General features: G+C 70.1%; 12 protein-coding genes. 10 read left to right on the top strand and 2 right to left on the bottom strand.

The window, feature by feature from the left end:
* Window positions 1–63 precede the first annotated feature (63 nt).
* A complete protein-coding gene (locus ABD236_RS20775) occupies window positions 64–951 on the top strand; it encodes a tRNA (adenine-N1)-methyltransferase (RefSeq protein WP_067156039.1) in 888 nt (295 codons plus the stop codon).
* A 221-nt stretch (window positions 952–1,172) separates the two neighbouring features.
* Window positions 1,173–1,745, top strand: coding sequence for a hypothetical protein (locus ABD236_RS20770; protein ID WP_344075299.1), 573 nt, complete (start codon window positions 1,173–1,175; stop codon window positions 1,743–1,745).
* A gap of 37 nt (window positions 1,746–1,782) precedes the next feature.
* Here ABD236_RS20770 and ABD236_RS20765 read toward each other — a convergent pair whose 3' ends face one another.
* A complete protein-coding gene (locus ABD236_RS20765; protein WP_344075297.1) occupies window positions 1,783–2,061 on the bottom strand; it encodes a ferredoxin in 279 nt (92 codons plus the stop codon).
* Between the two features lie 277 nt (window positions 2,062–2,338).
* On the opposite strand from ABD236_RS20765, the gene arc reads away from it, so the two are divergent.
* From arc to prcA, 6 genes are all read left to right on the top strand, one after another.
* Window positions 2,339–4,105: a proteasome ATPase gene (gene arc / locus ABD236_RS20760; protein ID WP_344075296.1), complete on the top strand. Its 1,767-nt coding sequence runs from the start codon at window positions 2,339–2,341 to the stop codon at window positions 4,103–4,105.
* A 246-nt stretch (window positions 4,106–4,351) separates the two neighbouring features.
* Window positions 4,352–5,863 carry a depupylase/deamidase Dop gene (gene dop / locus ABD236_RS20755; RefSeq protein WP_344075295.1) on the top strand — a complete coding sequence of 504 codons (1,512 nt, stop codon included), beginning with the start codon at window positions 4,352–4,354 and terminating at the stop codon, window positions 5,861–5,863.
* A 131-nt stretch (window positions 5,864–5,994) separates the two neighbouring features.
* Window positions 5,995–6,213 carry a ubiquitin-like protein Pup gene (locus tag ABD236_RS20750; protein WP_030608326.1) on the top strand — a complete coding sequence of 73 codons (219 nt, stop codon included), beginning with the start codon at window positions 5,995–5,997 and terminating at the stop codon, window positions 6,211–6,213.
* 25 nt (window positions 6,214–6,238) lie between these two features.
* On the top strand, window positions 6,239–6,508 hold the full coding sequence (locus ABD236_RS20745) for an endonuclease domain-containing protein (RefSeq protein WP_425543918.1): 270 nt from the start codon (window positions 6,239–6,241) through the stop codon (window positions 6,506–6,508).
* Entirely contained in the window at window positions 6,460–7,305 is an 846-nt protein-coding gene (prcB, locus tag ABD236_RS20740) for a proteasome subunit beta (RefSeq protein WP_344075294.1), read from the top strand. The genes ABD236_RS20745 and prcB overlap by 49 nt, the downstream gene beginning before the upstream one ends.
* 46 nt (window positions 7,306–7,351) lie before the next feature.
* Window positions 7,352–8,104, top strand: coding sequence for a proteasome subunit alpha (gene prcA, locus ABD236_RS20735; protein ID WP_344075293.1), 753 nt, complete (start codon window positions 7,352–7,354; stop codon window positions 8,102–8,104).
* 72 nt (window positions 8,105–8,176) lie between these two features.
* Here the strand turns inward: prcA and ABD236_RS20730 are convergent, their stop codons facing one another.
* Window positions 8,177–9,181, bottom strand: a complete 1,005-nt coding sequence (locus ABD236_RS20730; RefSeq protein ID WP_344075291.1) for a LacI family DNA-binding transcriptional regulator — start codon at window positions 9,179–9,181, stop codon at window positions 8,177–8,179.
* 147 nt (window positions 9,182–9,328) lie between these two features.
* Here ABD236_RS20730 and ABD236_RS20725 point away from each other — a divergent pair, with 147 nt between their 5' ends.
* Both ABD236_RS20725 and pafA read left to right on the top strand, forming a co-directional pair.
* Window positions 9,329–10,573 carry an MFS transporter gene (locus ABD236_RS20725; protein WP_344075290.1) on the top strand — a complete coding sequence of 415 codons (1,245 nt, stop codon included), beginning with the start codon at window positions 9,329–9,331 and terminating at the stop codon, window positions 10,571–10,573.
* 24 nt (window positions 10,574–10,597) lie between these two features.
* Window positions 10,598–11,959, top strand: a complete 1,362-nt coding sequence (gene pafA / locus ABD236_RS20720; RefSeq protein WP_344075288.1) for a Pup--protein ligase — start codon at window positions 10,598–10,600, stop codon at window positions 11,957–11,959.
* Window positions 11,960–12,024 lie beyond the last annotated feature (65 nt).

Here is a 12,024-nt window from a genome sequence, read left to right as displayed (position 1 = left end):
ACCGGGAGCCGGTCGCCGCAGGCCGTGGCGCGGCCCGGTCAACAGGGCCGGTACCCTGTTCGTATGTCCGAACCGACCGGTGCCGCCCGCCGTCGCGGGCCCTTCAAGGTCGGGGACCAGGTCCAGCTCACCGACCCCAAGGGACGCCACTACACGTTCACGCTCGAAGCCGGGAAGAACTTCCACACCCACAAGGGTTCCTTCCCGCACGACGAGCTGATCGGCGCTCCCGAGGGCAGTGTTGTCCGTACCACCGGGAACGTCGCGTACCTCGCGCTGCGCCCGCTGCTCCCCGACTACGTCCTGTCCATGCCCCGCGGCGCCGCCGTGGTCTACCCCAAGGACGCGGGGCAGATCCTGGCCTTCGCCGACATCTTCGCCGGCGCGCGCGTCGTCGAGGCGGGCGTGGGCTCCGGCTCGCTCAGCGCCTTCCTGCTGCGCGCCATCGGCGACCACGGCATGCTCCACTCCTACGAGCGCCGCGCGGACTTCGCCGAGATCGCCCAGCAGAACGTGGAGCGCTACTTCGGCGAGCCGCACCCCGCCTGGCAGCTCACCGTCGGCGATCTCCAGGACAACCTGTCGGACACCGACGTCGACCGCGTCATCCTCGACATGCTGGCCCCCTGGGAGTGCCTGGACGCCGTCTCCAAGGCGCTGGTGCCCGGCGGCATCCTCTGCTGCTACGTGGCCACCACCACCCAGCTCTCGCGCACCGTCGAGGCGATCCGCGAGATCGGCTGCTTCGCCGAGCCGCAGCCGTGGGAGTCGATGATCCGCAACTGGCACGTGGAGGGCCTCGCCGTCCGCCCGGACCACCGGATGATCGGCCACACCGGCTTCCTCGTCACCGCCCGCCGCCTCGCGGACGGCGTCGAGCCCCCGCTGCGCCGCCGCCGCCCCGCCAAGGGCGCGTACGGAGACGACTACGAGGGTCCCAACAAGGACTGACGAGCCCGTCGGCCCAACGCACCGGCGCCGCCGCCGAGTTCCCGGACACGCCGGGGAACTCGGCGGCGGCGCTTTTCCGTTGGAGGTGGGGGGCGGACACCGGTACGGCGGCGCGCAAGAGGGCGCACAACGGCCGGACCCCGCTGTTCCGCCCGACTGTGACGTGTGGCACGATGCTGGCCACTCCCACCGCTCGCGCCACCCACAGGAGACCTTTCGACGTGCAGAACGCCGCCGTCCCCGAGCTCGCGCACACCCACGCCCGCCCGGTGCACTGGCTGGCCACGGCCGCCGCGATGGCCGCGGTCGTGGCCCTGGCCGGCTGGCTCCAGCCGGACACCGCCAAGGCCTCCCAAGGGGCCCCGGGCGCCCGCGCGGCGGCGGCCCCGGCCCCGGACGCGGCGGCCGTCGGCTATCCCCTGGAGTGCGGCGCGGTGGGCACCGAGGTGGCCGCCCGCGCCACCGGCGACCTCGACGGCGACGGCAGCCCGGAGACCGTGGCGGTCGTCCACTGCCGCGCGGGCATGGGCACCCCGCCGAGCGGGATCTACGTACTGACCCGGCCGGCACTGAAGGGCGCCCCGCCCCGTCTGGTGGCGACGCTGGCCGACCCCCGCGAGAAGCTGAGCGTGACCGGCCTCGCGGTCCAGGACGGGGCGGTCACGGCGACCCTGCTCGGCTACTCCTCGTCGAGCGTGCCGCGCTGCTGCCCCGACCAGGAGCAGAAGGCCAAGTGGCGCTGGCAGGGCGGGAAGTTCGTCCGGAGCACCCAGTCCCTGGCGCCGAGCGTCTGATCCGTCACCCAGCGTACGTACTCCGTCACGTACCGTCTCAGTCGGCGTCCGGCCCGTAGACCTCGACGCTGTCCGAAACCCGTCGTACGTGAATGCAGTCGCCCGGGCAGTCCTTGGCGGAGTCGACGACGTCCTGGAGCAGCGGCAGCGGGACCGGCGTCACGGCGCCCGGCGCCTGCAACAGTTCGTCGTCGGCGCTCTTCACATAGGCCAGACCGTCGATGTCCAGCTCGAACACCTCGGGCGCGTACTGGACACAGATGCCGTCGCCGGTGCAGAGCTCCTGGTCGATCCAGACTTCAAGAGCCTCGTTCATGTCGCCTGCCGTTCCTGCGCGGTGCTGTGTTCGTACGGTGTGTCCCACCCCACGGCCCGGCCGAGCAATCGGTACCAGTCCTGACGGGTGTTGACCGACTCGACGATACAACCGCCCGCTTTCCGATGTTGATGGGTGGGTATTCCCCTGGCGTGAGGGAGAGCGCAAGGGTGAAGATCGGACACACCCCGCAGTCTTTGTGATCTAGGGGTTTCAATCACCACCCGCCCAGGTAGGGTCAGGAAGCGTCCAGCTCCCCTTGGAGGAGGTGAGGACCGTGGCAGCCCACGACGACGACATCAACCGCGGCATCCGGCCCGGGCGGGGGTCTGAGGACCCAGCCGGCCAGGTTGCCTATCTAGAGCAGGAAATCGCCGTCCTGCGACGCAAGCTCGCCGACTCTCCGCGTCATACGAGGATTCTCGAAGAGCGGATCGTCGAGCTGCAGACCAACCTGGCGGGCGTGTCCGCGCAGAACGAGCGGCTCGCCAATACGCTCCGCGAGGCCCGGGACCAGATCGTGGCCCTCAAGGAGGAGGTCGACCGGCTCGCACAGCCGCCGGCCGGCTTCGGAGTCTTCCTGCAGTCCAACGAGGACGGCACGGCGGACATCTTCACCGGGGGCCGCAAGCTCCGGGTGAACGTCAGCCCCAGCGTCGAGCTCGACGAGCTCAGGCGCGGCCAGGAAGTCATGCTCAACGAAGCGCTCAACGTGGTCGAGGCCATGGAGTACGAGCGCGCCGGGGACATCGTCACCCTCAAGGAGATCCTGGAGGACGGCGAGCGGGCCCTGGTGGTCGGGCACACCGACGAGGAACGGGTGGTCAGGCTCGCCGAGCCGCTGCTGGACGCCACCATCCGCCCCGGCGACGCCCTGCTGCTCGAACCCCGCTCCGGCTATGTGTACGAGGTGGTCCCCAAGAGCGAGGTCGAGGAACTCGTCCTCGAAGAGGTCCCGGACGTCGACTACGACAAGATCGGCGGCCTCGGCGGCCAGATCGAGATGATCCGCGACGCGGTCGAGCTCCCGTACCTGTACCCGGACCTCTTCAAGGAGCACGAACTGCGGCCGCCCAAGGGCATCCTGCTCTACGGGCCGCCCGGCTGCGGCAAGACGCTCATCGCCAAGGCCGTCGCCAACTCGCTCGCCAAGAAGGTCGCCGAGGTCACCGGCCAGCCCGCGGGGAAGAGCTACTTCCTCAACATCAAGGGCCCCGAGCTCCTCAATAAGTACGTCGGCGAGACCGAGCGGCACATCCGCCTGGTCTTCCAGCGGGCGCGCGAGAAGGCCAGCGAGGGCACCCCCGTCATCGTCTTCTTCGACGAGATGGAGTCCCTCTTCCGCACCCGCGGATCCGGTGTCAGCTCGGACGTGGAGAACACCATCGTCCCCCAGCTGCTCGCCGAGATCGACGGTGTGGAGGGCCTGGAGAACGTCATCGTGATCGGCGCCTCCAACCGCGAGGACATGATCGACCCGGCCATCCTGCGCCCCGGGCGCCTGGACGTGAAGATCAAGATCGAGCGGCCGGACGCCGAGGCGGCCAAGGACATCTTCGCCAAGTACCTCACGGCCTCCCTGCCGCTGCACTCGGACGACCTGTCCGAACACAGCGGTTCCAAGGACGCGGCGGCACACGCGATGATCCAGTCCGTGGTCGAGCAGATGTACGCGGAATCCGAGGAGAACCGCTTCCTGGAAGTCACGTACGCCAACGGCGACAAGGAAGTCCTCTACTTCAAGGACTTCAACTCCGGCGCCATGATCCAGAACATCGTGGACCGGGCCAAGAAGATGGCCATCAAGGCCTTCCTCGACCACAACCAGAAGGGCATCCGCGTCTCCCACCTCCTCCAGGCCTGCGTGGACGAGTTCAAGGAGAACGAGGACCTGCCCAACACCACCAACCCCGACGACTGGGCCCGTATCTCCGGAAAGAAGGGCGAGCGGATCGTGTTCATCCGTACCCTCGTCACCGGAAAGCAGGGCGCGGACACCGGTCGCTCCATCGACACCGTGGCCAACACCGGTCAGTACCTGTAGGACAAGGGGCGGCTGCGGGTGCCCGGCCGGGGCATCCGCAGCCGCCTGCGTTTCCGGCCGAATTCAGGCCACGCACAGACCAAGAGCAATGACGGAATTGATCTCCCCACCAGCGCAAAGGCGTTCTAGGCTCTTCCGTACCGCCGAGTCGCGCAGTGCGGGGACGGGCACCGCACACGCACCGGAGAAACAGCGGTACTTGAGCGCCGCTCCCGCGGGGGAGCGCCGCCGGGCAAGGAGGGCCGCATGACCGTACGGCGAGTAATGGGCATCGAGACGGAGTACGGCATCTCCGTCCCCGGCCACCCCAATGCCAATGCCATGCTCACCTCGTCCCAGATCGTCAACGCCTACGCCGCGGCGATGCACCGGGCGCGCCGCGCGCGGTGGGACTTCGAGGAGGAGAACCCGCTGCGGGACGCCCGCGGCTTCGACCTCGCCCGCGAGGCCGCCGACTCCAGCCAGCTCACCGACGAGGACATCGGCCTCGCCAACGTCATCCTCACCAACGGGGCACGGCTCTACGTCGACCACGCCCACCCCGAGTACAGCTCGCCCGAGGTCACCAACCCGCGCGACGCGGTGCTCTGGGACAAGGCGGGCGAGCGCATCATGGCCGAGGCCGCCGAGCGCGCGGCGCAACTGCCCGGCGCCCAGCCGATCCACCTCTACAAGAACAACACCGACAACAAGGGCGCCTCCTACGGCACGCACGAGAACTACCTGATGAAGCGGGAGACCCCGTTCTCGGACATCGTGCGCCACCTCACCCCGTTCTTCGTCTCCCGCCAGGTCATCACGGGAGCGGGCCGCGTCGGCATCGGCCAGGACGGGCACGAGCACGGCTTCCAGATCAGCCAGCGCGCCGACTACTTCGAAGTCGAGGTGGGCCTGGAGACCACCCTCAAGCGCCCCATCATCAACACCCGGGACGAGCCGCACGCGGACGCGGAGAAATACCGCCGGCTGCACGTCATCATCGGCGACGCCAACCTCTCCGAGATCTCCACGTACCTCAAGCTCGGTATGACGGCCCTCGTCCTCTCCATGATCGAGGACGGTTTCATCAACGTCGACCTGGCCGTCGACCAGCCGGTGCGCACCCTCCACCAGGTCTCCCACGACCCGGACCTGCACCACCTCGTCACCCTGCGCAGCGGCCGCACACTCACCGCCGTACAACTCCAGATGGAGTACTTCGAGCTGGCGCGCAAATACGTGGAGGAGCGGTTCGGGGCCGACGCGGACGACCAGACCAAGGACGTCCTGGGCCGCTGGGAGGACGTGCTCAACCGGCTGGAGAACGACCCGATGAGCCTGGCCGGGGAGCTGGACTGGATCGCCAAGCGGGAGCTGATGGAGGGCTACCGGCGGCGTGACGGCCTCGGCTGGGACGCGGCCCGGCTGCACCTGGTCGACCTCCAGTACGCCGACGTACGGGCCGAGAAGGGCCTCTACAACCGCCTGGCGGCCCGCGGCAGGATGAAGCGGCTGCTCGACGAGGACGCGGTCTCCCGGGCCCGCACGAAGCCCCCGGAGGACACCCGGGCCTACTTCCGCGGCCGGTGCCTGGAGCAGTACGCGGACGACGTGGCCGCGGCCTCCTGGGACTCGGTCATCTTCGATCTGCCGGGCCGTGACTCCCTCCAGCGCGTGCCAACCCTGGAACCGCTTCGCGGAACGCGTAATCACGTGAAGGAGCTGCTCGACCGCTGCCGGACGGCGGAGGATCTGGTCCGGGTGCTCTCGGGCGCCTGAGCAGGGGCTGAAAAGTGGGCCGCGGGGGAAACACAGAGGTAGGCCCCGCACGTTCCACCAAGTGCGGGGCCGATGTCGGGCCCTGCTTGTAGGGTCTGATCAAGGACATCGAACCGAGCGGGGTGAGGTAGATGGCGACCAAGGACACCGGCGGCGGACAGCAGAAGGCCACGCGTTCCACCGAGGAGGTCGAGGAGCAGGCCCAGGACGCGCAGGCTTCGGAGGACCTCAAGGAGCGCCACGAGAAGCTCTCGGACGACGTCGACTCGGTGCTGGACGAGATCGACGATGTGCTGGAGGAGAACGCCGAGGACTTCGTCCGCTCTTTCGTTCAGAAGGGTGGACAGTAGTCCACGTCCGTGAACGGCGAAGGGTGTGGATGAGGGAACGACGGTTCCCGCCGGCGGGGCGGCACCGGGTGTGCCCAACCCGCCCTTCCGCCCTCGCCGTTCATGTGGATCACCGCCGCGGAAGCTGGGTAAGGTCCGTGGCGTACGGTGCTCCAACCGGTGCTTCAACTGCAATTCGGCCATCGGCAAGTTGGGAGACGATCCCGACACTGTTCGTCGGGCTGCCGCCTACCTGGAGGGAAACTCGTGGAAGCCAACACTCGTGGCACAGGGCGTCTACCAGCAGCCTTCCTGACGCCGGGCTCGTCCTCCTTCATGGACTTCCTGTCCGAGCACTCCCCGGAGATGCTGCCGGGCAAGCGGGTGCTGCCGCCCGTGCAGGGGCACGTGGAGGCGCCGCACGGCACCACCATCGTGGCCGCCACCTTCCCCGGTGGCGTGGTCCTCGCCGGTGACCGGCGGGCCACCATGGGCAACATGATCGCCCAGCGCGACATCGAGAAGGTCTTCCCCGCCGACGAGTACTCGGCGGTGGGCATCGCCGGCACCGCCGGCCTCGCCGTGGAGATGGTCAAGCTCTTCCAGCTGGAGCTGGAGCACTTCGAGAAGGTCGAGGGGACCACCCTCTCCCTGGAGGGCAAGGCCAACCGCCTCTCCACGATGATCCGCGGCAACCTCGGCATGGCCATGCAGGGCCTCGCCGTGGTCCCGCTCTTCGCGGGGTACGACGTGGACCGCGACAAGGGCCGCATCTTCTCGTACGACGTCACCGGCGGCCGCTCCGAGGAGCACGGCTACGCGGCCACCGGCTCCGGCTCGATCTTCGCCCGGGGCTCGATGAAGAAGCTCTACCGCGAGGACCTCACCGAGGAGCAGACGACGACCCTGGTCGTCCAGGCGCTCTACGACGCGGCGGACGACGACTCGGCGACCGGTGGTCCCGACGTGGCCCGCCGGATCTACCCGATCGTCACGGTCATCAGCGACGAGGGCTTCCGGAGACTGACCGACGCGGAGTCCTCCGAGATCGCCCGCTCGATCCTGGAGCGGCGCCTGGAGCAGCCCGACGGCCCGCGCGCCGCGCTGCTCTGAGACCGCCGAGATGACCCCGCCACTGACAGAAAGGGACGGATAGCCGGTGTCGACGCCGTTCTATGTCTCACCCCAGCAGGCCATGGCCGACCGCGCCGAGTACGCCCGCAAGGGCATCGCGCGCGGCCGCAGCCTGGTCGTGCTGCAGTACGCCGACGGCATCGTCTTCGTCGGCGAGAACCCGTCCCGCGCGCTGCACAAGTTCAGCGAGATCTACGACCGGATCGGCTTCGCGGCCGCCGGCAAGTACAACGAGTACGAGAACCTCCGCATCGGCGGTGTGCGCTATGCGGACCTGCGGGGATACACCTACGACCGCGACGACGTGACCGCCCGCGGCCTGGCCAACGTGTACGCGCAGACGCTGGGCACCATCTTCTCCAGCGCCGGCGAGAAGCCGTACGAGGTGGAGCTGGTGGTCGCCGAGGTCGGGGCGACGCCGGAGGAGGACCAGATCTACCGGCTGCCGCACGACGGCTCGATCGTGGACGAGCACGGCTCGGTCGCGGTCGGCGGCAACGCGGAGCAGATCAGCTCCTTCCTCGACCAGCGCCACCAGGACGGCATGTCGCTGGCGGAGGCCCTGAAGCTGGCCGTGCAGGCGCTCTCCAACCAGACCAACGGCGCCGACCGGGAGATCCCCGCGGAGCGTCTGGAGGTCGCCGTCCTGGACCGGACGCGGCCGCAGCAGCGCAAGTTCAAGCGGATCGTCGGCCGTCAGCTCTCCCGGCTCCTCCAGACGGAGGAGGCGAGCGCCGAGCCGACCGAGGTGCCCTCCGACAACGACGACGAGGAGTAGACGCCCAGGCGGTCTGCTCCGCGAAGGCCCGTGCCCCGCCGCTCCTCACAGCGGGGCACGGGCCTTTTCCGTTCAGCGCGCGGGCGGGGCCGTGGAGCCGCGGACGACCAGTGAGACGGGCAGGTCGCCCGCCTCCGGCTCGCGCCCCTCCAGCACGTCCAGCAGCGCGGCCATGCCCCGCTCGCCCACCCGCTCGGCGGGCAGCTGGACCGTGGTGAGCTCCGGTTCCAGGGCGGTGGCGAGGGCGAGGTCGTCGAACCCGGCCACCGAGACGTCGTCGGGGACGCGCAGTCCCAGCCGCCGGGCGGCCTTGCAGGCCCCGGCGGCCAGGATGTCGTCGTCGCAGATCAGCGCGGTCGGGCGGGGGCCGGCCCCGGTCAGGGCCCGCTCGGCCGCCTGCCGGGCGGCGTCGACGGTGAGCGCGGCGGGCACGGTCAGGACCTCGGCGCCGGGCACGCCCGCAAGGGCCTCGTCCAGGGCCCGCCCGCGCACCTGGAAGGTCCAGGAGTCGACGGCGGAGGCGAGGTGGGCGAACCGGCGGTGGCCCAGGCCCAGCAGATGGTCCGTCACCTGCCGTATGCCGTCGGCGATGTCGAGGTTGACGCGCGCGGCCGGGCCGCTCTCGCCCGGGTCGCTGTCGAGCATCACCAGCGGCAGGTCGCTGCCCCGGATGGAGGCGAGGGCGTCGGCGGCCATCGAGGAGGCGATGACCCCGTCCAGGGCGGCGCTCGCGGAGGCGAAGGGGTCGCGCGCGGGGCCCACGCCCTCGGGGGAGGGGTAGAGGACCACCCCGAAGCCGTGCTCGGCCGCGACACGGGCGGCGCCGGTGTAGACCCGGGCGAAGAACTCGTTGGTGAGCGCCGGGACCACGAGCAGGGCGGTGCGGGTGCGGCCCAGGCGCAGGCTGCGGGCGGCGAGGTTGGGCCGGTAGCCGAGTTCGCGGGCGGCCTCGCGCACCAGCCCCGCCGTGCGCTCCGACACCCGCCCGCGCCACTTGTCGCCGAGGACGAGGGAGACGGTGGCCTGGGAGACCCCGGCCGCGCGGGCGACGTCCCGGCTGGTCGGCTGGGTCTTCACGGAGTCCTCCGGGGGGTGCGGCGGCCGGGTGCGGCGGCTGGTGCGACGGGCTGGCGTCCCTGCTCCGGGGGTGGACCCGGGGGTTGTCGACATGGTACGTATGACGTCGGACGTTATACGTAAAACTCATCCAACCGAGGGGCGAGCATGGCGGCGGGTTATCTGGAGATCCTCCGGACGCGGCACGCCGCGCGACTGCTGGTGGGCACGCTCACCGGACGGCTGCCGAACGCCACGGCGGCCATCGCCGTGGTCCTGTTCGTCCGCGCCGAGGGCGGCAGCTACTCGCTGGCGGGCGCCCTCACCGCGGTGTACGGCCTGGCCACCGCGGCCGGGCAGCCGCTGCTCGGCCGCGCGGTCGACCTGTACGGACAGCCCCGGGTGATGCTGCCCGCCTCGGTGGCCAGCGCGCTCGGCATGGCCGTGCTGGCGTTCAGCGGCATCGAGCCGGTGGCGGTGGCGTACGCGGCGATGCTGGTCGCCGGGTTCTGCACACCGCCTCTGGAGGGCGGGCTGCGTGCCCTGTGGCCCAGCGTCCTGACCCGCCAGGACCAGGTGCACACCGCCTACGCGATGGACGCGATAGCCCAGGAGGTGATGTTCACGGTCGGCCCGCTGCTCGTCACCCTCGGCATCGCGCTGTGGTCGCCCGCCACCGCGCTGGTCGCCATCAACGTGCTCGGGGTGCTCGGCGCGCTCTCCGTGGTCCTCTCGCGCCCCTCGCGCGCCTGGCGCTCGGCACCGCGCGAGGCGCACTGGCTGGGCGCACTGCGTTCCACGGGCCTGCTCGCGCTCCTCGGGGCGTTCTTCTTCGTCGGGCTGGCGCTGGGCGCGATCATCGTGGCGGCCTCGGCGTACGCGGACGACCACGGCCGGGACGCGATCTACGGCTGGCTGATGGCGGCCAACGGACTCGGGGCGCTGCTCGGCGGTCTGGTGTACGGGGCGCGCCAGTGGGCCGGAACTCCCGAGAAAAGGCTGGTTTCGCTCGTCGCGCTGCTCGCCGTCGGCTATCTGCCGCTGATGCTCGTCCCCGGTGTGGTGCCCATGGCGCTGCTCGCCGTGGTCTCCGGCCTCTTCCTCGCGCCGTGCATCGCCTGCGCGTTCATCGTGGTGGACCGGCACGCTCCGCGCGGCACCGTGACCGAGGCGTTCTCCTGGCTGGTGACCGCGTTCGGGGTGGGCACCGCGCTCGGCACGGCCCTCGCCGGACCGGCCGTCGAACTCGGCGGCAGCGCGGCGAGCTTCGCCGTCGCGGGCGGCGGCGGGGCGGCCGCGCTGCTGGTGCTGCTCGCCACCCGGAGGGTCCTCGCAGCTGACGGGCGTACGGAAAGCGTCGCGGGAGTTGACCAAAATGATCCAACCCGTGCCGTCGAACCCGGTTTCAGCTGAGGGCATCGGGCGTAATGTTCAGTCATGGACCGCCGCATTTTCGGGCTGGAGAACGAGTACGGCGTCACGTGCACGTTCAGGGGACAGCGCCGACTGTCACCTGACGAAGTGGCGCGCTACCTCTTCCGCCGTGTTGTGTCATGGGGCCGCAGCAGCAACGTCTTCCTGCGGAACGGCGCCCGCCTCTACCTCGACGTGGGTTCGCATCCGGAATATGCAACTCCCGAATGCGACAACGTGACCGAACTGGTCACCCACGACAAGGCGGGCGAGCGCATTCTCGAAGGCCTGCTCGTCGACGCCGAGCGCCGCCTGCACGAGGAGGGAATCGCGGGCGACGTCTATCTCTTCAAGAACAACACCGATTCCGCCGGAAACTCCTACGGGTGCCACGAGAACTATCTCGTCGCCCGGCACGGGGAGTTCTCCCGGCTGGCGGACATCCTCATCCCGTTCCTGGTCACCCGTCAGCTCCTGTGCGGGGCGGGCAAGGTCCTCCAGACGCCGCGCGGCGCGGTCTACTGCGTCAGCCAGCGCGCCGAGCACATCTGGGAGGGCGTCAGCTCCGCGACCACCCGCTCGCGCCCGATCATCAACACCCGGGACGAGCCGCACGCCGACGCCGAGCGCTACCGGCGGCTGCACGTGATCGTCGGCGACTCCAACATGTCCGAGACGACCATGCTGCTCAAGGTCGGCGCCACCGACCTGGTGCTACGCATGATCGAGGCGGGCACGGTGATGCGCGACCTGACGCTGGAGAACCCGATCCGGGCCATCCGCGAGGTCTCGCACGACATCACGGGCCAGCGCAAGGTGCGCCTGGCCAGCGGCCGCGAGGCCTCCGCCCTCGAGGTGCAGCGCGAGTACTACGAGAAGGCCGTGGACTTCGTGGAGCGCCGGGGCACCCGCACCGGCACCGTCGACCAGGTCCTGGAGCTGTGGGGCCGCACCCTGGACGCCATCGAGGCCGAGGACCTGGACCGGATCGGCACCGAGATCGACTGGGTCATGAAGTACCAGCTGATCGAGCGGTACCGGGCGAAGAACAACATGACGATGTCGCACCCGCGGGTCGCCCAGATAGACCTCGCGTACCACGACATCCACCGCCAGCGGGGGCTCTACTACCTGCTGGAGCGCAAGGGCCAGGCCGCGCGGATCTGCAACGACCTGAAGATCTTCGAGGGCAAGTCGGTGCCCCCGCAGACCACCCGGGCCCGGCTGCGCGGCGACTTCATCCGCCGGGCGCAGGAGCAGCGCCGGGACTTCACCGTCGACTGGGTCCACCTCAAGCTCAACGACCAGGCGCAGCGCACGGTGCTGTGCAAGGACCCGTTCCGCGCCGTGGACGACCGTGTGGAGAAGCTGATCGCCGGTATGTGACCGGCCGCGGCCGACGCCGTGAACACGGGCCCCGTACGTTCCTCGTACGGGGCCCGTGCTACGCC

This window comes from Streptomyces crystallinus (genome assembly GCF_039521265.1).
Classification (GTDB): domain Bacteria; phylum Actinomycetota; class Actinomycetes; order Streptomycetales; family Streptomycetaceae; genus Streptomyces; species Streptomyces crystallinus.
The sequence above is the reverse complement of the archived record's forward strand: the minus strand, read 5'-3'. Positions and strand labels throughout refer to the sequence as shown.